This is a genomic window from uncultured Campylobacter sp., assembly GCF_938039245.1.
Taxonomy (GTDB): Bacteria; Campylobacterota; Campylobacteria; order Campylobacterales; family Campylobacteraceae; genus Campylobacter_A.
Genome location: NZ_CALHVN010000035.1, coordinates 13,494 through 36,214, shown reverse-complemented (window position 1 = coordinate 36,214; position 22,721 = coordinate 13,494). Strand labels below are relative to the sequence as shown.

21 protein-coding genes are annotated in these 22,721 nt (G+C 45.2%); 15 read left to right on the top strand and 6 right to left on the bottom strand.

Annotation, left to right across the window (positions count from 1 at the left end):
- The first annotated feature begins 14 nt into the window (after positions 1 to 14).
- From tyrS to mnmC, 4 genes are read left to right on the top strand one after another with little or no spacing between them, the layout of a single operon-like run.
- Positions 15 to 1,223 carry a tyrosine--tRNA ligase gene (tyrS, locus tag Q0218_RS06355; protein WP_297967637.1) on the top strand — a complete coding sequence of 403 codons (1,209 nt, stop codon included), beginning with the start codon at positions 15 to 17 and terminating at the stop codon, positions 1,221 to 1,223.
- Positions 1,223 to 2,311, top strand: coding sequence for a nitronate monooxygenase family protein (locus Q0218_RS06350; RefSeq protein WP_297967634.1), 1,089 nt, complete (start codon positions 1,223 to 1,225; stop codon positions 2,309 to 2,311). Before tyrS ends, Q0218_RS06350 begins: the two co-directional genes overlap by 1 nt.
- Positions 2,295 to 3,971: an N-acetylmuramoyl-L-alanine amidase gene (locus Q0218_RS06345; RefSeq protein ID WP_297967632.1), complete on the top strand. Its 1,677-nt coding sequence runs from the start codon at positions 2,295 to 2,297 to the stop codon at positions 3,969 to 3,971. The genes Q0218_RS06350 and Q0218_RS06345 overlap by 17 nt, the downstream gene beginning before the upstream one ends.
- The gene (gene mnmC / locus Q0218_RS06340; RefSeq protein ID WP_297967629.1) at positions 3,968 to 6,019 is read left to right on the top strand and encodes a bifunctional tRNA (5-methylaminomethyl-2-thiouridine)(34)-methyltransferase MnmD/FAD-dependent 5-carboxymethylaminomethyl-2-thiouridine(34) oxidoreductase MnmC; all 2,052 of its coding nucleotides are present in this window, start codon (positions 3,968 to 3,970) and stop codon (positions 6,017 to 6,019) included. The genes Q0218_RS06345 and mnmC overlap by 4 nt, the downstream gene beginning before the upstream one ends.
- A 700-nt stretch (positions 6,020 to 6,719) precedes the next feature.
- Here mnmC and Q0218_RS06335 read toward each other — a convergent pair.
- The 6 genes from Q0218_RS06335 to aspS all read right to left on the bottom strand — a co-directional run bounded on the left by Q0218_RS06335 (position 6,720) and on the right by aspS (position 13,323).
- Positions 6,720 to 7,889 (bottom strand): alpha-hydroxy acid oxidase, encoded by a 1,170-nt coding sequence (locus Q0218_RS06335; protein ID WP_297967627.1) that lies wholly within the window; start codon positions 7,887 to 7,889, stop codon positions 6,720 to 6,722.
- A gap of 907 nt (positions 7,890 to 8,796) precedes the next feature.
- Positions 8,797 to 9,330, bottom strand: coding sequence for a DUF937 domain-containing protein (locus Q0218_RS06330; RefSeq protein ID WP_297967625.1), 534 nt, complete (start codon positions 9,328 to 9,330; stop codon positions 8,797 to 8,799).
- A gap of 88 nt (positions 9,331 to 9,418) precedes the next feature.
- Positions 9,419 to 9,937: an inorganic diphosphatase gene (gene ppa / locus Q0218_RS06325; protein ID WP_297967622.1), complete on the bottom strand. Its 519-nt coding sequence runs from the start codon at positions 9,935 to 9,937 to the stop codon at positions 9,419 to 9,421.
- A 242-nt stretch (positions 9,938 to 10,179) separates the two neighbouring features.
- Complete coding sequence (locus tag Q0218_RS06320; protein WP_297967620.1) at positions 10,180 to 10,569, bottom strand: NirD/YgiW/YdeI family stress tolerance protein; 390 nt, start codon at positions 10,567 to 10,569, stop codon at positions 10,180 to 10,182.
- Between the two features lie 134 nt (positions 10,570 to 10,703).
- Complete coding sequence (locus Q0218_RS06315; RefSeq protein WP_297967618.1) at positions 10,704 to 11,270, bottom strand: adenylate kinase; 567 nt, start codon at positions 11,268 to 11,270, stop codon at positions 10,704 to 10,706.
- Positions 11,271 to 11,571: 301 nt separating this feature from the next.
- On the bottom strand, positions 11,572 to 13,323 hold the full coding sequence (aspS, locus tag Q0218_RS06310) for an aspartate--tRNA ligase (protein WP_297967615.1): 1,752 nt from the start codon (positions 13,321 to 13,323) through the stop codon (positions 11,572 to 11,574).
- Positions 13,324 to 13,416: 93 nt separating this feature from the next.
- Here aspS and Q0218_RS06305 point away from each other — a divergent pair, with 93 nt between their 5' ends.
- The 11 genes from Q0218_RS06305 (at position 13,417) to yihA (ending at position 22,688) form a co-directional block, all read left to right on the top strand.
- Entirely contained in the window at positions 13,417 to 14,310 is an 894-nt protein-coding gene (locus Q0218_RS06305; protein ID WP_297967613.1) for an NAD(+) kinase, read from the top strand.
- A complete protein-coding gene (locus Q0218_RS06300) occupies positions 14,303 to 15,826 on the top strand; it encodes an AAA family ATPase (RefSeq protein ID WP_297967610.1) in 1,524 nt (507 codons plus the stop codon). The genes Q0218_RS06305 and Q0218_RS06300 overlap by 8 nt, the downstream gene beginning before the upstream one ends.
- An 82-nt stretch (positions 15,827 to 15,908) precedes the next feature.
- Complete coding sequence (locus tag Q0218_RS06295; RefSeq protein ID WP_297967609.1) at positions 15,909 to 17,162, top strand: diguanylate cyclase; 1,254 nt, start codon at positions 15,909 to 15,911, stop codon at positions 17,160 to 17,162.
- Entirely contained in the window at positions 17,162 to 17,947 is a 786-nt protein-coding gene (locus Q0218_RS06290; protein ID WP_297967608.1) for a TatD family hydrolase, read from the top strand. Before Q0218_RS06295 ends, Q0218_RS06290 begins: the two co-directional genes overlap by 1 nt.
- 12 nt (positions 17,948 to 17,959) lie before the next feature.
- Entirely contained in the window at positions 17,960 to 19,171 is a 1,212-nt protein-coding gene (locus Q0218_RS06285; RefSeq protein WP_297967606.1) for a lytic transglycosylase domain-containing protein, read from the top strand.
- Positions 19,155 to 20,012, top strand: a complete 858-nt coding sequence (locus Q0218_RS06280) for a septal ring lytic transglycosylase RlpA family protein (RefSeq protein ID WP_297967604.1) — start codon at positions 19,155 to 19,157, stop codon at positions 20,010 to 20,012. Before Q0218_RS06285 ends, Q0218_RS06280 begins: the two co-directional genes overlap by 17 nt.
- Before the next feature lies 1 nt (position 20,013).
- Positions 20,014 to 20,577 carry an imidazoleglycerol-phosphate dehydratase HisB gene (gene hisB, locus Q0218_RS06275; RefSeq protein WP_297967602.1) on the top strand — a complete coding sequence of 188 codons (564 nt, stop codon included), beginning with the start codon at positions 20,014 to 20,016 and terminating at the stop codon, positions 20,575 to 20,577.
- Complete coding sequence (locus tag Q0218_RS06270; protein ID WP_297967600.1) at positions 20,574 to 21,062, top strand: HAD hydrolase family protein; 489 nt, start codon at positions 20,574 to 20,576, stop codon at positions 21,060 to 21,062. Before hisB ends, Q0218_RS06270 begins: the two co-directional genes overlap by 4 nt.
- A complete protein-coding gene (gene lptC / locus Q0218_RS06265) occupies positions 21,053 to 21,592 on the top strand; it encodes an LPS export ABC transporter periplasmic protein LptC (protein ID WP_295142557.1) in 540 nt (179 codons plus the stop codon). The genes Q0218_RS06270 and lptC overlap by 10 nt, the downstream gene beginning before the upstream one ends.
- A complete protein-coding gene (gene lptA, locus Q0218_RS06260; protein ID WP_297967681.1) occupies positions 21,592 to 22,068 on the top strand; it encodes a lipopolysaccharide transport periplasmic protein LptA in 477 nt (158 codons plus the stop codon). Before lptC ends, lptA begins: the two co-directional genes overlap by 1 nt.
- Positions 22,065 to 22,688: a ribosome biogenesis GTP-binding protein YihA/YsxC gene (yihA, locus tag Q0218_RS06255; protein ID WP_297967597.1), complete on the top strand. Its 624-nt coding sequence runs from the start codon at positions 22,065 to 22,067 to the stop codon at positions 22,686 to 22,688. Before lptA ends, yihA begins: the two co-directional genes overlap by 4 nt.
- Positions 22,689 to 22,721 lie beyond the last annotated feature (33 nt).

Genomic DNA, 22,721 nt, shown 5'->3' with positions numbered 1-22,721 from the left:
ATTTAGGAGAGAAAATGGGCGAAAATTTGAGCAAAATAATGAGCGAGATAAAAAAAGGCGTCGCCGAGATGATAGACGAGGAGCGCATAGAAAATTTAGTAAAAAACTACTACGAAAAAGGCGAAAATTTCTACGTTAAAGCAGGCTTTGACCCGACGGCTCCGGATTTGCACCTAGGACACTCCGTGGTGCTTCAAAAGATGGCCTTTTTACAAAAGCACGGCGCGATAGTGCAGTTTTTGATAGGCGACTTTACCGGGCAAATCGGCGATCCTAGCGGCAAATCGGCGACTAGAAAAAAGCTTGATGCGGATACCGTTAAGAAAAACGCCAAAACCTACGAGGAGCAGGTGTTTAAAATTTTAGATCCGAGTAAAACGCGCATAATGTTTAACTCAAAATGGTGTAACGAGCTGGGGGCTACGGGTATCGTGGAGCTAACCAGCACCTTTCCCGTGGCTAGGATGCTTGAGCGCGACGACTTTGAAAAGCGTCTAAACGCGGGCAGTCCGATATCTATCAGCGAGTTTTTGTATCCGCTTTTGCAGGGTTACGATAGCGTCGCGATGAAATGCGATATCGAAATGGGCGGCACGGATCAGAAATTTAACCTTCTGATGGGACGAACCTTGCAGCGGGTTTATAACGTCGGCAAAGAACAAGCCGTCATCATGATGCCGCTTTTAGAGGGGCTTGACGGTGTAAATAAAATGAGCAAGAGCCTAGGAAACTATATCGGCGTAACCGACTCGCCAAACGATATGTTCGCTAAGACGCTAAGTATCAGCGATGAGCTGATGTGGCGTTGGTACGAGCTTTTAAGCGAAAAAAGTACCGAGGAAATCGCAAATTTAAAATCAGACGTAGCTAGCGGCAAAGCTCACCCAAAAGCCGTAAAAGAAGCCCTCGCGCTAGAAATCACGGCCAGATATAACGGCGAAGCTGCGGCAAAAGAGGCAAAGGCCGAATTTGACCGCGTACACTCGCAAAATCAAATTCCTACCGAAATAGCCGAATTTGAGCTAAAAGCGGGCGTTTGGGTGGTAGAAGCTCTAACCGCGTGCGGGCTAGCTAGCTCAAACTCGCAGGCTCGCCGCGATATCGCCGCAAACGCCGTCAGTATAAACCAAAAAAAGCTAAGCGACGAGCAGTTAAAGCTAGAAGCGGGCGAATATATCTTGCAGGTAGGCAAGCGAAAATTTGCGAAATTAAAGGTAACGTGATGTCGGTAAAAATCGGAAAATACGAGATAGTTCACTCCATAATCCAAGGCGGGATGGGGCTTGGCATCAGCTGGGATAGGCTCGCCGGAAACGTCAGCCTAGAAGGCGGCCTAGGCGTCATAAGCTCTGTGGGAACGGGCTACTACGAAGGGCGAAAATACATCACCAAAGAGCTAAACGCCAAGCCTTACGGTAGCGGAAATTTTTACTCGCGCGCGGGGCTAAAAGCCGTTATCGATAATGCGCGTAAAATCTGCGGCGACAGGCCTCTTGGGGTAAATATCCTATACGCCAGCAACGACTACGATCGCATCGTAAAAGACGCCTGCGACCACGGCATAAACGTGATCATCACGGGTGCTGGCTTGCCTACGAATTTGCCCGAATTTACGGTCGGCTTCCCCGATGTCGCTTTGGTGCCTATCGTATCGTCGGCAAAGGCGCTAAAAATCATCTGCAAACGCTGGCAGGGGCGCTACGGTAGGCTTCCTGACGCGGTGGTGCTTGAAGGGCCTCTTAGTGGCGGCCATCAGGGCTTTACCTACGAGCAGTGCCTAGATCCCGCGTATAGCCTAGAAAATTTAATCCCGCAAGTAGCGGCCGAGATCAAAGAGTGGGGGGATATCCCGCTATTTGCCGCAGGCGGTATCTGGGATAAAAGCGACATCGATAGGGCGATTAGCCTAGGCGCAAACGGCGTACAGATGGGCACTCGCTTTATCGGCACTCACGAGTGCGACGCCTCGGAGGAATTTAAGCAAGTACTTTTAAACTGTAAAAAAGAGGACATCGAGCTAATCAAAAGCCCCGTAGGCTACCCGGCTCGCGGCGTCAGGACGAATTTGCTAAATTTAGTGGATAAACGCCAGGGGCCCAAAATCAGCTGCGTAAGCAACTGCGTAAGCCCGTGCCAGCGCGGCAAGGAAGCTAAAGAAGTCGGCTACTGTATCGCAGACCGTCTTTACGACGCATTTGCTGGACGAAAGGATACGGGACTGTTTTTCACCGGCGCTAACGGATACAGGCTAAACGAGATAATAAGCGTAAAAGAGCTATTTGAAAAACTAATAAATGGCGAAGACAGTTAAAGTATTTTTAATATTTTTATTCTTTCTTACCGGCGCGGTTTACGCTAGCGCTTTATTGAGCCTAGATAAATTCGATAAAAATTTCGCTAGCGCAAGCAATAAAGATAAAATCGCCATGCATCAAGAACTAAGGACGCTTTACGTAAAATCCATAATGGAAAATAACGTAAATTTAAGAGCCGAGAGCCTAAAAAGGCTGATAAAAAGCTCCAAAACGTTAGGGCTTGATAGCAAGTCGTACGAAAAAGAGCTAGCCGGCATACCGCAGCCAAAGAGCGCTAGCCCTAAACAAGAGTCCAAACCCGCTAAAGAAACCAAAGCAAAAGAGCCGGAGCAAAAAGAACCGGTTAAGTTAAAACAGCTTTCATCCGCTCCGCTATCTAGCAAAAACGCGCAAAACGTAAAGACACAGACTCTATATCTGCTAGAAGCGGCAGATACGGGCGGTAAGCTGGAGCTAAAATTTAGCCGTCCTTTAGACGGCGGCGATGTAAAAAAGACCGATCTAAATCAAAAAGGTTCATATAAAAGCATATATGAATTTAAGGGCATTTGGAGCGGGGGTAAGCCGCAGAGGATCAAAAATTATCTAGTCGACGAGATTCGCATTAGCCAGTTTGACGCAAATACCGTCAGAGTAGTATTCGTCGATAAATTTAAGCATAATTTAAAGCTGCGCGTCCAAAATCAATCCGTGATATTTTCAAAAGCAACCGTTCAAAATTCGGACTCTTTAAGCGCTAAAACGCCGGAAAGCAAAAGCAAGGAAAATTTCAAAGAGCCTCAAAAAGCAGCTCAAAAAGCTCAAATAGAACCAAAACAAAACGAAAAAATTCAGCCTAAAAATCAGCAAAGCAAAGCCGAGCAAGCCGCTAAATCCGCCCAAAACGATCAAGAAATCGCTCCAAAACCTAAGCCCGAGGAGGAGATGCTCGTTCCTTTGGCAAAAACCCCAAGTACTAAAAAAATCACAAGCGCTAAAGGCAAAGTTATCGTCCTTGACGCAGGGCACGGCGGCGACGATCCCGGCGCCGTAAACGGCCAGCTCAAAGAAAAAAATATCGTGCTAAGTATCGCGCAAAAGGCGGGCAAAGAGCTGCAAGGACGCGGCTACAAGGTTTATTACACGCGCAGCAAGGATAAATTTATCAACCTTCGCGACCGCACGAAATACGCCAACGACAAGGCTGCGGATCTTTTTATATCTATCCACGCAAATGCCGCGCCAACCAAGGCAAAGACCGCATCTATGCGAGGTGTCGAGACCTTTTTCCTCTCGCCGGCTCGCTCCGAGCGTAGCAAAAACGCCGCCGCGCTCGAAAATAAATCGGACGTCGATGAAATGAACTATTTTTCTAAGCAGACATTTTTAAATTTCCTTAATCGCGAAAAAATCATCGCCTCAAACAAGCTAGCTATCGACGTTCAGCGCGAAGTTTTGGCGCAGGCTAAAACCGTGATACCAAAGACCGCTGACGGCGGCGTGCGCGAGGCTCCGTTTTGGGTGCTAGTAGGCGCTTTGATGCCAGCGGTTCTGGTCGAGGTCGGCTATATCACGCATCCTAGCGAGGGCGAGCTAATAAACAACTCAAAATACCAAGATGCTCTAGCCAAGGGGCTTGCAGACGGCGTAGACGTCTATTTTTCAAACCAACGATGAAAAGCGCGCGTGTCGTTTTTAAAGGCACCGTCCCGTTTAGTCCCGATTTTGACGACATTTACTTTAACGCAGATGATCCCATAGGCCAGAGCGAGTACGTTTTTAACTCCGTTTTTGATGAAATTTGGGAGAAAAAGAGCGAATTTAACGTGCTTGAGACGGGATTTGGCGCGGGGCTAAATTTCCTCTGCGCTTTTAAACGATTTAAAAACTCGGATAAATTTTTAAATTTCGTAAGTATCGAAAAAACGCCTATCGCTAGAGACGATCTAGCTAAAATTTACGCTAATTTTAGCGAGCTTGAGGACGTTTCAGGCGAGCTTTTGGATGCCTACCCGCCGCTTGTTCGCGGATTTCATAGATTAAATTTAGCTCCAAACGTCACGCTTACGCTGTGTTTTGGCGACGTGGACGAAGTTTTGGACGAGCTTAGCTTTATCTCGGACGCCGTTTTTATGGACGGTTTTGCTCCCGCTAAAAACGAAGCGATGTGGAGCGAGCAAGTTTGCGCTAAAATCGCAAATTTATGCGCTCTGGGCGCTAGCGTTTGCACGTATTCGGCCTCGGGCGCGCTAAAAAGAGCCCTGCAAAATAGCGGCTTTGAGGTAAAAATGCTAAAAGGCTACGGCAAAAAGCGCGAAATGCTACGGGCTAAATTTGCGGGCGAGCGGCAAGCTGAAAGCGAGATTTGGTTTAGTAGATTTGACCCCGCTGCCACGATCACTCCAAGGACGGCGCTAGTGATCGGCGGCGGAGTGGCGGGCTGCGTTTGCCGCAGCGACATCGCACTAAACGGCTCCGGAAATCACTGCGGGATTTTGATGCCGCTTATCACGAAGCCGACTGTAAAATTAGGACGCATGCATATGAACGCGTTTTTGCAGGCGGCGCGCTTTTACGGCCAAAACCTCGGCGCTGATGAGATAGAGTTTTGCGGCGCGACGGACTACGCGTACGAGCAAAAGACGCTGGAGCGCTTTTACGAGTGGCGCGAATTTGACGCGGATAACGGCGTTTTTGAGCTAAAATTTGATAGCGAGCCATACGCTAGCGCGTTTATTTTTAAAGGCGCAAAAGCTCGCCCCAGAAAGATGTGCAAGGCTGCAAGCGCGGGCATAAAAACGCTTTTAAACTGCGAGTTTACGGCCTTTGAGACGCTTGAGGGCGGCGCGGTTAGGGCGCGCTTTAAGGATGGACGAAGCATCGACGTCGACGTACTCGTGCTGGCTATCGGTAGCGAGAGTATGGAACTCTTTGCGGACTATGATATCAGGCTTAGCTCCGTGCGCGGCCAGGTCACGCATATTAAGCCCGCCGTCTGGACGTCCGCGCCTTTTAGCGCCAAAGGCTACGTTTGCCCGCCTGCTGATGGCGTGCAGGTGATCGGCGCTACTTATGATAGAAATCTTTTTTTAGACGAGCCGCGCTCTAGCGACGACGAGAAAAATTTAGCCGACGTCGCCGAGTTTTTGGACGGTAAATTTGCTAAAAGCGAGCGGTTAAATTTAAGCGGCGAGCAGGATTTAAATTTGACTATTGGCCGAGACGGTGCCGCTGAAAATTTAAATCGTTTAGAAGCGAGTAGTAACGATATAAATTTGAGTAAAAATACGGATTTGCGCGCCAAAACCGCTGGCGACTCCACACAGGCGCGAGATGCGTCAAATTTGACCGTGCCTGAAAACAGCTCAAACATCGCAGCTAAAATACCGCAAAACATACGAATAATCGGCTCAAAAGTCGGCTACCGTAGCTATAGCGGCGACCGATTTGCGCTCATCGGGCGACTTTATGATGAGGATTTTTACAAAGACAGTTACAAATCGCTGCTTTGGACGAAAGGCAAGTCCAATCCGTATCCAAAATACGTGCCAAACGTATACGCAAGCACCGCTCACGGCTCGCGCGGGCTTTGTACGGCCGTGCTTGGCGCCGAACTCATCTGCGATCTTATTTTTGACCGTCCGCTTTGCATCGAAAAATCGCTTTTTGACGAGCTGCATTTGGCGAGATTTCTCGTTAGGAAGCTTAAAAAAGGGCTAAAATAAACCGTTTTGACGCGTCAAGATTTTATTATTACTTCGATATCTTATAAATTTGATGTTGCGGCAACTTGAATTTAGCAAACAGCCTTGCTTTGTAAAACGGCGCGTCAAATTAGGCGCAATCAAAACGGCCTTTTTGTGGGCTGCGCCAAATTTAGCGGCTAAAGATATATCTGCAAAACGGCAAAATACGCCCGTAAACTCGGCTTTAGCCCTACGCCTTGCTTAATGTAAATCAAAAACCGACAAAGCCTGACTGCGTGATTTAACGAGAGAATTTTTAAGTAGCGGCAACTGCGCTAGCTTTTGTCAAGACCTGGCGGATTAAATTTAAGGCAAAAACTAGAGAAGCGGGTAAAATCATCTTTTGAGTCGGCAAATTTTGCTTTATTTCGTAAATTTTATAGAGGTAAAATCCAAAAATGCCGTTGTTTGGGATTTTAAAACAAGATGGGTCAGGCTAGTCGCTACGATATTTTAAGAGATTTTACGTTAAGCAAAAAGGCGACATAGCTTGCGGGCGGCAGGATAAATTTAAGATTTTGCGCTGCCTTTGGTTTATGCGGCGAGCCTGCGTTAAATTTGCTCTAGGCCGGGCGCTCGGTAAATCAGGTATAAATTTAACCAAGTGCCTAAATTTAAGTTTAAAATAAGATAAAGGCGGATTAGCGCAGCCGCATACCGACTAATCCGTCTAACTCGTCTAAACGCTTGGCGTAGGATAGGTGCCGGGGATTAAAATATCGCTTGTTACGTCCTTGATATCCCTATGTCCGGCAAAAGCCATCGTCGTATCCATCTCGTCGTATAAAATTTGCAGCGCTCGCGTAACGCCTTCCTCACCGTATGCGCCAAGTCCATAAACAGGCGCGCGTCCGAGCATCACGCCTTTTGCGCCCATAGCCCACGCTTTTAGCATATCTTGACCGGTGTAAAATCCGCTATCTATCCACACCTCGGTTTTATCGCCGACGGCTGCGACGATATCAGGTAGCGCCTTGATCGAGGAGAGAGTGCCGTCCATCTGACGTCCGCCGTGGTTTGATACTATGATGGCGTCTGCACCGTGCTTGACGGCTAACTGCGCGTCTTCGGGCAACATAATGCCTTTTAAGATTATCTTACCGCCCCAGAGATTTTTGATCTCCTCGATGTCGCTCCACTGTAAGCTCGGATCAAACTGCTCCTTAGTCCATGAGCTTAGTGAGCTTAGATCGCTTACGTTTTTTGCGTGGCCGGCGATATTTCTAAACGTCCAGCGTCTGTTTTTTAGATACCTTAGTCCCCACGGGATTTTAGTGCTTAGATTTATGAGATTTGGTATCGTAAATTTAGGCGGCGTAGATAGGCCGTTTTTGATATCGCGGTGGCGATTTCCCAGCACTTGCAGATCGACCGTGACGACTAGAGCGGAGCAGTTTGCGGCTTTTGCCCTGCGGATTAGATCTTTCATAAACTCCCTATCGCGCATAACGTAAAGCTGAAACCAAAACGGTTCGATTCCGGCCTCGACTAGGTCTTCGATCGAGCAGATCGACATAGTAGAGAGCGTAAAAGGTATGCCGAATTTTTGAGCGGCGCGCGCCATATGTATCTCGCCGTCCGCCCACATCATCCCCATAAATCCCACCGGCGCGGTCATAGCCGGAAATTTTACCTTTTTGCCTAGTAGCTCGGTCTCTAGGCTGCGATTTGCCATATCTACTAGGATTTTTTGTTTAAATTTTATCGGCTCAAAATCCGTGCGGTTTTCGCGGTACGTCGTCTGCGTCCAAGATCCCGTATCTACGTACTCATAAAACATTTTAGGCACGTTGCGGTAGCATACTTGCCTTAGGTCTTCGATGTTGGTCATCAAAGTTAAGTCTTTCATCTTTTATCCTTTGTAAAAAATTCAAATCGGAGTAATTATCTCTCATCGCCTCTTTTTAAGCGATAAAAGTTATCGTCTAATGTTTTAAATAAAGAAAATTTGAGCTTTAAACAGTGCTTTTCGGTTAAAAATTTATCGTTGTTTCGCTTGGTTACTCTTTTTGGCATCATGGATACGCCGCGGAGCGTAGGCATTTTTTGCTTTTATAATGTGTAAAATAGAAACAAATTTCAGGTTTAAATTTGACTTTAATGGAATAATGCTTAAATAATCAAACTAGATTTACATTATAATAAAGCAAATCAAATTTAAGATTTTAGAACTAAATTTAAGCCCGCTAAGACGCATTTTAAAGATAAATCAGCAAAAAAGAGAAATTTTTCTCATAAAAATCGTAAAAACAAATTTTGCGGGGTTTAAAGCGTAGTGACGAGTATTGGTTTCGTATTCCGGGTTGCTAACTCGCGCAGGCCGTAGGCTGTTACGGTTTTTGAGGCTTATCTTTCAAAATAAATCATCGGCATAAATAAGGCGAATAATCGGCGGTAGCAAATGGGTTTTGCTTGCTCTTGCGAAATTTAAGCCTTGGCGGCTACTATCTTAAGATACTTAAAGCAAGACGCATAAAAATATATAAATCATCCAAAACGTAGCGCCGCGGGCGGGCTTATTTTTTGGGCTTTGCAGATCTTTATTGAGACTAGGTTGTGATGTTTTTAATTTTAACGCATTTTTCTAATACCGCCCTGATATTCGCTCAAAATTATACGGCGTCCTCTCGGACTTATCTGGGTTTTGTACGGATGGGGATTAAATTTACGCAAGAAAAATTTAGATTTGCGAATAAGATTTAATTCAAGACCTTTGCCGCTTTATTATTTTAGCAAAGGCCTTAAGGAGTTAAAGTCTATTTTTTACCTAAAAAGTTGCCTGCGATCCTAAAAATATCGTCCACGATCGAGCCGTCTTTGTTCTGATCCAAAAACTGCGTAAGCATCGACATCATGGAGCCGCTATCCGCCGAGCCTTGCAAATTTGAGGCTTTTAGCTGATTGTTTAGCATGCCTGCGATCATCGGTGCGATCATAGGTAGCAAGGTTTTGATAGAGTCCGCGCTGATGCCTAACTGCGAACCTATGTCGCTAGCTAGGGCGCTACTGTTTTCTTTTGAACCCGTTAGCACGCCAAGTAGTTCGTTGCCCTCGGCGACGCTGATATTTTGCGGGGCGTCAGTCATCTCGTCAAGGTTTGAGCGGCGTATCATCTCTAGGAAATTTGACGAATCCGCATCTGATTTAAAATTTTCGTTTGCTCTTTGCATGAAAATCGGCGCGATCTTAGAAACTACGGCCTCTACGTCGTTTGCCGCCAGTCCGCTTTTTTGCGACATCGCGTCTATCATGCCGCTGGAGTTGCCCAAAAGTAACTTTAATATATCCATTTTTATCCTTTTGATTTTTTCGCGAGTTTAAACTCGGCCGCCGTCTGTTTGGGTTTAACGAAACGGCGGCCAAGCAAGCCTAAGTGGTTTATTTGTAGTTTTTGATTGCCGCGTCTAGGATCTCTTTTGCGGCCTGGGCGTCTTTAAATTCTTTAACCTTAACCCATTTGTTAGGCTCTAAAATTTTATAAGTTTCAAAGAAGTTTTTGATCTTATTTAAAGTGGCCTCAGGTAGGTCTTTATAGCCCTTGATCCCGTCAAATCTCGGATCGATCTTGGTGACCGGTACGGCTAGTAGCTTCTCGTCCATACCAGCTTCGTCCTCCATCACGAGTACGCCGATTAGGCGGCACGGGATCACGCTACCTGCTTGCAGCGGATATTCGTTTAGCACCAAGATATCGGCAGGATCGCCGTCTGCTGCGAGCGTGTTTGGTACGAAGCCGTAGTTTGCCGGGTAGAACATCGCCGAGTAGAGCACGCGATCTACTACGACCGCGCCGCTATCTTTGTCGATTTCGTATTTTATGTTCGAGCCGTACGGGATCTCGATCACGGCGTTGATTTTGTCCGGGTTTGAGCCTGCTTTGATTTTTGAAACGTCCATTTTAATCCTTTGTAAAGCTCCTATCTCGCCAAAATATTTTGAGATAATCGCCTTGAAATTTAAGTAAGCGATTATATAAAATCTCGGCTAAATTTGGAGTAAAACGAGAACTTCTGCTAGCTAAATTTTGACGGGTTATAGCGTGGTAAATTTGAAACTAGGGCGCAAAATCCGCTTATCGGCAAGGTAGGGTTGGAAAACTTAAAATTAGAGGAAATTTAAGGCGGCAAACCGACCTAAAATTATTTGATTATTTCGATATTTTTTACGTCGATAGAGGTTTTAGTAAAGTCCTTATCGACCTCGCCGTAGATGCGCACGGGCGTGTTTTCATCGACGGTTACGCCTCTCCAGTCCTCGTGGTCGATCTCGACTTCGATCGCGTCGCCGTTTTTATCTATGAACTGATAATGCTCGGGGCGAAACTCGGAGACGATCTTGCCCTCAAGCACGACGCGAGTATCATCGGGTAGCGCTAGGGCTTGTTTTACGGTGCTTGCGCCTAGGGCGCCTTTGCCGACGAAGCCGCCTTGATTTGTCGCGCCTTGCGCATTTGAGCTAGCGCCCGTAAATCCGCCCGCCGCAAACATAGCGCTTACAAGAGCTACTGATAAAACTATCTTTTTAAACATTACGTATCCTTTAAATTTGATGTGATTTTCGTGAAATCATAGAGCGGATTTTAATGATATTTCGTGAATTTTTTGTTAATTTGGATTTATGGAAAGCTTAAATTTAGAGCCTAGCTTGAGGCTCTAAAAAATGTTTATAGGCTATTTACGAGAGCCTTGACGTCGGCTACGATAGGCTCGATAGCGCGCTCGCCGTTTACGACGTGGAGCAGGCCTTTTTCTTTGTAAAATTTACGTATCGCCTCGATCGGCTCTAGATAAACCTTCATGCGGTTGTTGAAAACCTCGTTGTTGTCGTCGGCTCCGCGCGCTCGTCCGAGCACTCTCTCGCGTGCGACGGCTTCGCTAACGTCCACTTCGATCACGCCTTTTAATGCGATATCGTTTTGCGCGGCTAGCACTTTGTCTAGCTCGGTCATCTGCTCGACGCTGCGCGGGTAACCGTCGATGATGACGTTTGATTTGTCCGAGCTTTTGATTGCCGAGACGATCGCGTTTACGACCACATCAAGGGGGACTAGGTTTCCCTTTGAGATAAAGCCGTCGATTAGTTTGCCAAGCTCTGAGCCGCTAGCAACCTCTGCACGAAGCAGGTCGCCTGTGGAGAAGTGCGCAAATTTAGCATCTTCTTGAGCAATTAGCGATGCGTCGGTGGTTTTGCCCGAACCCGGAGCGCCGATGATTAAAAACAAATTTTTCATTTTTCCCTTTCTTTGCGGCTTGTCTCTTGAGCGTTTTTAAATGAGCTAGAAATTTCCTCCCTCGATGAACTATATGTTCTATCTTCGGTCGAAAATTTCTTCGCAACATTTAAATTCATCGCAAGATACTTCGCTTTTTCTTTAAAATAAAAAATAAAATTAAATAAATTTGTAGCGGAAGTATCGTGAGATGATTTTTGGAGTTGCGACGTAAAATTTTGGCGTAGATAGAACGTATAGTTCATCGAGCCGAAATTTTACTAGCTCTACAAAAAGCGCTCACGAGACGACGCTTTATAGTTTATTTTTCTTTTTCTCGCAGCCTTAGCCCCAACTCCCTCAGCTGCTCGCCGCTAGCTTCGCTAGGCGCCTTAGTTAGCGGGCACTGAGCGCGCTGGGTTTTAGGGAAGGCGATGACGTCGCGGATCGAGCTAGTTTTATTTACTAGCATATTTAGCCTGTCAAAGCCGATCGCGATACCGCCGTGAGGAGGCGCGCCGAAACTTAACGCGTCGAGCAAAAAGCCGAATTTCTCGCGTTGCTCGGCCTCGTCGATACCAAGTAGCTTAAATACCTTTTGCTGAACGTCGTTTTTGTGTATCCTCACGCTGCCGCCGCCAAGCTCATAGCCGTTAAGCACGACGTCGTGAGCGACCGATAGGATATCCTCGAGATCCGGCTCGTCGATGTTTTTAGGCATGGTAAACGGATGATGCATGGCTGAGTAGCTGCCGTCGTCGTTTTGCTCAAACATCGGGAAGTCGAGCACCCACAAAAACTCCATTTTGTTTTGGTCGATGATGCCCATTTGCTCGGCGAGGAAAATCCTAAATCGACCCATGTAGTCAAGCACGACTTTTTTCTTGCCAGCACCGAAAAATACGACGTCGCCGACTTTTAGTTCGCAGCGCTCTATAATCTCGTCAAGGTCGCTTTGCTCGAAAAATTTGCAAAGCGGCCCTTTTAGTCCGTCCTCTTTCATCTGGAAGTAGCCAAGGCCTTGAGCGCCGAATTTGCGGACGAATTCCTCAAAGCGGTTCATCTCGCGCTTACTAAAGATATTATCGCCGTTTGGTACTTTTAGCGCTTTGACGCGGTTTTTCTTAGGCTCGCTCGCGATTTTGCTAAATATTTCATTGCTAGAGCGCGCGAAAATGTCGATAACGTCGATCATCTTTAGATCGTAGCGCAGATCGGGCTTATCACTGCCGTAGCTCTCGGTAGCCTCTTTGTAGCTCATTCGGCGGAAAGGGATTTGGATATCGTATCCGCAGGCGGCAAAGACGTCTTTTAGCATATTTTCAGCCATATTTAGGATGTCTTCTTGCTCGATGAAGCTCATCTCGATATCTATCTGCGTAAATTCAGGCTGTCTATCCGCTCGCAAGTCCTCGTCGCGGAAGCATTTTGCGATCTGGAAATATTTATCAAAGCCAGAGCACATTAAAAGCTGTTTAAAAAGCTGCGGACTTTGCGGCAGGGCGTAAAACTGGCCCGGATATACGCGGCTAGGCACTAGATAGTCTCTGGCACCCTCCGGCGTTGCGCGCGTTAAAATCGGCGTTTCAAACTCGATAAAGCCCATTTTATCTAAGCTGTTTCTAGCTGCGATCGCCGCTTTTGAGCGCATTTTAAAGATATTTTGAAGTTTCTCGTTTCTAAGGTCCAAAAATCTGTATTTTAGTCTGATGTCCTCGTTTACGCTCTCATCGCCGATGACGAAAGGCAGCGGCTCGCTGGGGTTTTCTACTATCACTTCGCTGGCGACTACTTCGATCTCGCCCGTTTTTAGGCGCGGATTTACCAGGCCTTCGCCGCGAGCGCGGACCTTGCCTTTTATCCTTAGGACGTACTCGTCGCGAACGTGCGACGCGGCCTCGTGAGAGCTCTTGCTATCTGCCGGATCGCAGACGATCTGGATCAGTCCCGTGCGATCGCGCAGGTCCAAAAATATAACGCCGCCGTGGTCGCGGTAGGTATTTACCCAGCCGCAAAGCGTAACTTCTTTGCCTATGTCGGCACTGCTTAAATCAGTGCAGTAATGGCTACGCATTTTCACTCCTTTTGCTGTTTTTAACGCACCGATTATACTAGAAATTTGCTTGCTCCCAGCTTTTTTAAAACAAAATGTGATAAAATCCGCCCTATGAAAAAAGAGAATTTATTACTTCCTTCCGAGATAAAAACGGTCGGATTAGTCGCGAAAATCAACGGCGACGCGGTCAAAAACGCGCGAATTTTGCGCGAGATTTTGGCTGGGTACGGCGTTCAAATTTTGTTTGAAAACGCGGCGGCTAAACATCTAAATTTAAAAGAGGGCTCAAATTTGCAAGGATTTGAGGTGTGCGAGCTGGCTACGGAGTGCGATTTTTTGATCTCGCTCGGAGGCGACGGCACGATCATCTCGCTTTGTAGAAGTGCAGCCGAGATTTCCCCCTTCGTGCTAGGCATCCACGCGGGCAGACTGGGGTTTTTGACCGATATCACGATGAATGAATGCGAGAAATTTTTCGCCGAGTTTTTTGCGGGTAAATTTGAGGTCGAGACCCCTTTTATGCTTGACGTTTTTTTGCACAAAAAAAGCGGGGAAATTTTGCATAAAATCGCCTTTAACGACGCGGTAATCGTGGGCGAAAAGGTTGGCTCCATGACGCACATAGAGGCTTTTTGGAACGAAAAATACTTTAACGCGTATTTTGGCGACGGCGTCATCGTCTCTACGCCCGTGGGCTCTACCGGATACAACATGAGCGCGGGCGGGGCGATAGCCTATCCTTTGAGCGAGGTGTTTTTGGTTACGCCCGTTTGCTCGCACTCGCTCACGCAGCGCCCAGTCGTACTTCCGCGCGGATTTGAGATCAAATTTAAAACCGCAAGCGCGGCAGTGCTGGTTATAGACGGGCAGGATAGGTATAAGATGAGCGAGTTTGAGAGCGTGAGCATGGCGCTAAGCTCGAGTACGGCGCGGCTAATCCGCCACGTCGGGAGAGATTATTTTCAAATTTTAAAAGAAAAGCTGCATTGGGGTTATAATGATTGAGCGGATTTTGATAAAGCAAAATTTGAGTTTTGAAAACGTCGAGTTAAATTTCGGGCGCGGACTTAGCGTATTTACGGGCGTTAGCGGCGCGGGCAAGTCGGTCTTGATGGGCTCGATAATGGCTGTTTTTGGCCTAAAAGACAGCGAAGCTAAGCTAATAGAGGCCGACGTCTCGCATAAATTTAACCTTGAGGAATTTGGCCTTGAGAGCGAGGAGATAAATACCTTTAAGCTTTTTCGCGACAAAACGACGCGCTACTTTATAAACTCGCAAGCCGTTTCTAAAAAAAATCTCGCCAGTATCGCCAAAGAGCACGTAAAATACCTATCCGCAAAGGAAATAAACGAATTTGAAAACGAGAGATTTTTAAATTTGCTTGATAGCTTGCAGGCGAAAAAAGACGCTAAATTTAACGAAATTTTGAGCGAATTTAGGCTCAAATTTGAAGAATTTAGCCGGATCTCGCGCGAGCTGAGAAAAATAATTGACGAAGAAAAAAGAGTGGAGGAGCTAAAGGAATTTGCTTCTTTTGAAATCAATAAAATAGAAAGCGTGAGCCCGAAAATCGGCGAATTTGACGAGCTAATGGAACTAAAAAAGCGCCTGAGTAAAAAGGATAAAATTTTAGAAGCGTGGAATAGGGCGGAGCAAATTTTTAATTTCGAGCAGGCCGTGACCGACGCGCTAAACATCAGCGATATCGATAGCAGCTTCTTTGAAGAGGCGATGAACGAGCTGCGAGTAGCGCGCGAAAATCTAAACATGGACGAGCTAGAAGACGTGGATATCGAGGGCGTGCTAGACCGCATCGAGGCGATAAACTCGCTCGTGCGTCGCTACGGCGGCGAGGAGGAGGCTTTGCAGACGCTAAAAACGCGCAAAGCAGAGCTTGCAAGGTACGAAAATATAAGCTTTGAAAAGAGCAAGCTGGAGCGTAAATTTAAGCAAAATGAAGCCGCGGTAAATGCGCTGGCGGATAAAATCAGCCAGGCTCGCGCGGAAAATTTAAAGGAGCTTGAAGCGCTCATAAATTCGTTTCTAAAAGAGCTTTATATGAGCGAGATTTCATTAAAGATAAATAGTAAAACCCTGGACGCCGCCGGCAGGGACGAGGTAAATTTGAGCCTAAACGAGACGGCGCTAAAAAATCTAAGCTCGGGCGAGCTAAACCGCTTAAGGTTAGCTTTTATCGCGAGCGAAAGCAAGATCACCGGAGGCGGCGAGGGCGTCATAATCCTAGATGAAATAGATGCGAATTTAAGCGGAAAAGAGGCGATGAGTATCGCAAACGTGCTGCTAAATTTGGCCAAATTTTATCAAATTTTTGCCATCTCGCATCAGCCGCAGCTAAGCTCTAAGGCCGATTCGCATTTTCTAGTAGAAAAGCACGGCGAAACCTCGATCGTAAGAGAGCTAAAGGGCGAAGAGTGCGTGAGCGAACTAGCCAGAATGATAAGCGGCGAACGTATAACTGAGGAAGCGATAAATTTCGCCCGTCAGCTTTTGCTAAACTGAAAAATTTATTAATTTTATCTTTTGAAAAGAAAAAAGATGATAGAATTAATTGTTTAATAAAATATTAAGGTAATAATTTAAGATGGAAAATAATAAAATTTTAATCGTCGAAGACAACAAAGCCTTGGCAAAACTAATCGCTAAAAAGATGGAAGATAATACCGAAATGCAAGTGGACGTCGCTCACAGCTTAGCGGAAGCTCAGGCGTTTCTTACGAAGGCTAAGGATTATTTTATAACTTTGCTCGATTTAAATTTGCCCGATGCTCCAAACGGCGAAGTGGTCGATTTCGTAGCGTCTAAGGGATTGCCGATTATAGTTTTAACAGGCAGTATGGACGATAAGACTAGAGAGACTTTTATGGATAAGGACATCGTGGACTACGTCTATAAGGGAAATATGAGCGACGTAAATTATATATTCCATATGATAGATAGGCTAAAAAATAACAAGCAGTATAAGGTCATGGTGGTAGAAGACGTAATGCAGACTAGAAATGACGTAAAAAAAATACTACAAAATTTACAGTTTCAAGTATTTACGGCGGCTCACGGCGAAGAGGCGATGAATTATTTTGCCGATAATCCCGATATAAAACTCGTGGTTTCTGATTACGGCATGCCGGTAAAAGACGGTTTGGAGGTTTTAAAAGAGCTAAGAGAACAAAAAGATAAAAACGAGCTAGGCGTTATAATGATGACTAGCGCGAACGAAAACGTTAGCGGCGCGGTATTTTTGAAAAACGGAGCTAATGATTTTATCGCTAAGCCGTTTTTAAAAGAAGAGCTTATTTGCCGCGTAAATAATACTATAGAAAATATGGAAAATATCAATAAAATCGCAAATTTCGCCAATAAAGATTTTCTAACCGGATTATTTAATAGAAGGTATTTTTACGACGATATGCAAGGATACTTGGCAAGTTTGGAAGAAAATCCTATGCCTTACGCCGTAGCCGTGATCGATGTAGACGGGCTTAAAAATATCAACGATAAATACGGACAAGATAGCGGCGATAAAATTTTAAAACTACTGGCTAAAAAATTAATCGACGACACCAAAAGCAGCGATATAGCGGCTAGATTCGGCGGCGGAGAATTTTGCGTTTTATTAAAAAACGTATCGCAAGAAGACGCGGTTAAATTTTTCGTCGGATTAAGAGCCGCAATAGCTGCCAATCCGATAAATATTAAAAACGAATCGGTTAAAATTTCGGTTTCTATAGGCGTTACTTTCGGTAAAAGCGATTATAACGTCGACGAGATTTTGGAGCTTGCCGACGAGGCTCTTTATAGAGCTAAGCAAAACGGTCGAAATAGGGTAGAAATAGCCTGATGATAATAGACACGCATTGTCATCTGGATGATAAAAGCTTTGAAGGCGACCTTGCGCAAGTTATTGAAAATGCCCGTAAGAACGGTATCGGCGGAGTACTGATACCGGGGGCTGATATTAATGATTTACCAAAAGCGGCTAAAATAACCCGCGAATTTGAAAACGTATTTTTTGCCGTCGGAGTTCATCCGTATGAGAAAGCGGGATTTGACGAAGAGACGATGCGTAAATTTGCGCGAGACAAAAAGTGTATAGCCGTGGGCGAGTGCGGGCTTGATTATTTCCGCTTGCCTAAGGATGAGAACGAAAAAGAAGCGGAAAAAGCCGAACAAAAGCGCGTATTTAGAGCGCAACTTGATATGGCCGTAGAGTTAAATTTGCCTGTTATCTTGCACATAAGAGACGCAAACGAAGATAGTTTTAATATCTTAAAAGAGTATGCAAGCAGGCTAGTAGCTGCGGTTTTGCACTGTTATAACGCTTCGCCGTTGCTTTTGGAGCTTGCTAAAATTGGCGAATTTTATTTTGGTATCGGCGGAGTTTTGACGTTTAAAAACGCAAAGAATTTGGTTCAAATTTTGCCCCAAATTCCGCGAGATAGGCTGCTACTTGAAACAGATGCGCCGTATCTGACGCCGGAGCCCTTTAGAGGCAAAAGAAACGAGCCTGCTTTTACGCGGTTGGTTGCGGCAAAGATGGCTGAGATTTTAAATTTAAAAGAAGAAGAGGTAATGCAAATAACTACGAAAAACGCGAAGAAAATTTTTATGAAATTTAACACGTAATCAAGGATAAAAATGAAAATCTTTAGAGTAATAATGCTGTGTCTAGCCTGTGCGGGATGGCTTTTTGCGTCCGCAACCGGTAGCGACGCAGAGCAAACCCAAAAGATGATCTTAAAAGAATTCGACATAGACGCTAAATTTATGAAGAGTTCTCATTATAACGATATAAAAAAATCTATCAAAGATAGCAAAAGAAAAGAGTTTGCCGATACCATAAGAAACGGTCATAAGCATATCCCGATGCTTCAAAAGATCATAGAAGATTCAGGTATTCCGGAGTCGTTTTTATATCTTGCTATGACGGAGTCCGGTTTTTCAAACCATATAGTATCTAGCAAGAAAGCCATCGGAATTTGGCAATTTATGGAGTCTACGGCTAGGCTTTACGGCCTTAGAGTCGATAAATATGCCGACGAGCGAAAAGACCCTATGGCGGCTACTGCTGCGGCCACTAAATACTTACAAAGCTTAAAAAACGACTTTGGAAAGTGGTATCTTGCGATGATGGCCTATAACTGCGGCGACGCAAGGCTAAGAGAGGGAATAAAAAAGGCCGGTACCGACGATCTAGCCGTTTTACTCGACGATAAAAAAAGCTATATTCCCAAAGAGACGAAAAGATTCGTAAAGAAAATTTTAACCATCGCGCATATAGCCAAAGAACAAGAAAGCCTGGTGGCTAAAACCAAGACCCAAGATGCCGTAAAAAATGCCGAACTATCTAAGGTAAGCGTCCCGGGCGGTACTACGCTGATGGAGGTTGGCGATAGCATAGGACTTAGTCTAAAAAAGATGAAAGAAAACAATATGCATTTAAAATTCGTCTACACTCCTCCGACGCAAAAGCCGTACTATCTATATATACCGTCTAATAAAAAGAAAATGTTTAACGATAATTTCGAGGCTGCAAAAAATAGAAAATTTGAAATTTATACCGTCAAAGAAAACGATACGTTGCTAACCATAGCCGAAAAAACGGGTGTAAATCATAAAATTATAAAAGAGTACAACGGCCTTGCTTCAAATGAAATTAAGCCTGATCAAAAACTAGTCATACCTAGCGAACAAAATGTAAATTATTTGGCGGAATATATGGTAAAAAGCGGAGAGACGCTGGGCGAAGTGTCGCAAAAATTCGATGTCGCGCTTGAAGATCTAAAAGAGGCTAATACGTTAATGAGCTCAAACGGTTCTATAGGAGCTAAACTTGCCGCAACCGAGTAGAGTTAAATTTATATTTTTTAGCCTATTTTTGGTTTTTTTTATGAGCGGCTGTTCATTTTTGACCTCGCCTATGGGCGGCATAACGGGCGGCGGTTCTAAAAAAGGCGGAAGCGGTAAAATAAACTCATCTAAAGGCATGCACGAAGCCACGATGCGTCCCTATACCATAAACGGTAAAACGTACTATCCTACGGTCGTTAAAGTCGGCGATAGAGCTAGCGGAGTAGCTAGCTGGTACGGGCCTGATTTTCACGGTAAAAGGACGTCAAACGGGGAAGTATACGACATGCACGCTATGACGGCGGCGCATAAGACGCTACCGATGAATACGATGGTGCGCGTGACGAATATAAAAAACGGCAAAAGCATCGTCGTGCGTATCAACGACAGAGGTCCTTTCGTGGCCGGGCGCGTAATCGACCTTTCAAAAACCGGCGCGGTAAAGCTCGACGTATTTAACGCCGGCACGGCTCCGGTTTTGCTCGAAGTCGTGGGCTTTAACGGTAACGTTAGCGACAAAACTACCGTTCAGGCGCCTCAGGCCAAAAATAAACCTGGCGCGCAAAGTTCGGGTATAGCTAAAACCCAGCAGCAAAGTTTTGTCGGCGGAGTCTTTATGGTGCAAATCGGCGCGTTTAAAAATTTAAGCGGCGCAAATGCGCAAAGACAACAATACGCCGGTAAATACGGTAATGGAGCGTACGATACTGTTATAAAGTCTTACGAGCTTGACGGAGGTAAGGTATATAGAGTGTTTATAGCCGGCTTTAGAAGCGAGGACGAGGCTAAAGACTTTATAAATGCCGGCCATATCGCGGGCGCGTTTTTCGTGAGAGAATAAAATGCAAAGAAAGACAAAAGAGACGGATATTATCCTAGAGCTTGAAATTTACGGTAGCGGTAAAGCCCAGATATGTACCGGTATAGGATTTTTCGATCACATGCTTGAAGCTTTTTGCAAGCATGCGCTTTTTGATATAAAGCTTGCTTGCAAGGGCGATTTGCACGTAGATTTTCATCACAGCGTAGAGGACGTAGGTATCGTCATCGGACAGGCTTTGCGCGAGAAAATTTATCCGCTTAGCGGAGTCGAGAGATTTGGCGAGGCGACGGTTGTTATGGACGAGGCTGCGGTAAACTGCGCGCTTGATCTTTCAAATCGCCCGTTTTTAGTCTATGAGAGTATAAACGAAGGCAAAGTTGGCGAATTTGACGTAGAGCTAGCGAATGAATTTTTCCAGGCTCTAGCTTTTAATGCCGCAATTACGTTACATATCGCTAAAATCCGCGGACGAAACTCTCATCATATTTTGGAGGCTAGCTTTAAGGCCTGCGCCGTCGCGCTAAGAAGGGCTTTAGCCAAAAACTCCAGAGTCGGCGTACCTAGCACAAAGGGCGTGTTATGATAGATATTATATTTTTAGACGTAGACGGCTGTCTAACCGACGGCAAGATCGTTTATAGCCCTAACGGCGACGAGCTTAAATTTTTTGACGTCAAGGACGGATACGCCATCGAGAGTTGGCTAAAGCTTGACAAAAAAGCCGCGATTATCACAGGTAGAAGCTCTCCAATCGTCGAAAAAAGGGCGCAGGATCTAAAAATAACGCACGTCTATCAAGGCGTTAACGATAAATTTGAAACCGCAAAACAGATACTTAAATTTGAGGGATTAGAGTTTGAAAACGCTGCGGCTATAGGAGATGATTATAACGACTACAAGCTGCTAAAAAGCGTCGGATGGAGCTTTAAGCCTAAAAACGCGATCAAAGAGCTTGAAGTAAAAACGAAGCTTAATTACAAAGGCGGCAATGGTGCGGTACGCGAGATGATAGAGATGCTTATAGACAGCGAAGGCTTAAGGCAAGAGTGGGCTAAACGTTGGTTATAAGGATATTTTATATCGTCGTTAGCGTTTTTAGCGTGGCGATGGTTTATTTGGCGATTGAGGAGCCTTATTACAGCGAGCTCTTAAAGGGCGGCGAAGTTAGCGCGGATATGCAGATGAACGCGGTTACGGACTATGAGATAAACGCCACGACAGTAAATGCTAGATACGAAGCCGATACATGGAATAGATACGCCGAGTTTGACGAGTTTATAAAATTTAGGGCAGAAATCTTTAAGGACAACAAGGAACATAACGTTAGCGCAGATAAGGCATTTTATAACGGAGGTCGCATTAAATTTAAAGGTAACGCTAAATATGCTAATAGCGAAAAATTGACGTTTTTTTCGGACGAGGTCGTTTATAGTACGGCGACGAAAGTAGCCGCGACCGAGACACCTTTTACGATGACGCGCGACGAGGATAAGGTAGTCGGCAAGGCTTTGGTTTACGATTTTGAGCTAAAAAAGGCTTATATCAAAAAAGCGTTTGCCCTGATAGAACAAGATAGAAAGAAACGGGATGAAAAATGATGAAAATAGATTTGATTAAAAAGACGGCTTTGGTTTTGGCGCTTGGCGCTTTACCGCTTTTAGCGGAGCAAGTAGAGATCACGGCAGACGAGTTTTATGCCGATGAAGGCAAGCAAATAAGCGAATTTAAAGGCAACGTAAATATTAAAAAGGGCAAAGATACGCTAACTGCTAATCTCGTCGTTATACATTTTGATAAAAATCGCAATCCGCTAAAATACGTAGCCTCTGGCAACGCCAAATTTAGAGTATTTATCAAGAATAAAACATACGACGGCAGCGGCAGCGAGCTTATTTATGAGCCAACGCCAAATTTATATACGATAAACGGCAACGGCTTTTTGCACGAGATAGAAAGCGATAAAAAAGTCTACGGCGAAAAGATCACGGTCAATCAAAATAGTGGTATGTATAACGTAAACAGCGGCAAAAAAGAGCCGGTCAAATTTATATTCCAGGTCGAGGATAAAAAGTGATCCGCGTTTTAAACGCAAAATTTCTCATTTCAGCGCCCGACATATCGCTAGCTCCGCCTGCAAATTCTAGCGAAGTGGCGTTTTTGGGGCGCTCAAACGTCGGTAAAAGCAGCCTCATAAACGCCCTGGTTAATCAAAAAGGCCTAGCCAAAAGCAGCTCGACGCCGGGCAAAACGCGCCTCATAAATTTTTTCGAGGTCGAGTATGCGCGCGGTATCAAAAACGAGCAAGGCGAACCAAGCGAGGAGAGGGCAAATTTGACCTTCGTCGATCTGCCGGGCTTTGGATATGCCAAAGTGGCTAAAAGCATGCACGCGCAGTGGAGAAAAAACCTCGACGAATATCTAAAATTTAGAGCCAATATCAAGCTCTTCGTACATCTCATTGACTCGCGCCAGTTTGATATGCAAATCGATAGGGGCGTGAATGATTATCTGCAAAGCTTCCTGCGCCCCGATCAAAAAATTTTAAATTTCCTCACAAAATCAGACAAGCTAAATCAAAGCCAAAAAAGCGCGGTTTTAAAGGTTTATCCGAGCGCGCATTTTGTCTCAGCGCTTAAAAAAACGGGCGTAGAAAAGGCAAACGAGCTTATATATCTAAACGCGCTGGGGCTGTAATGAAATCAAAAAGCCGCAGGCAAATTTTGACAT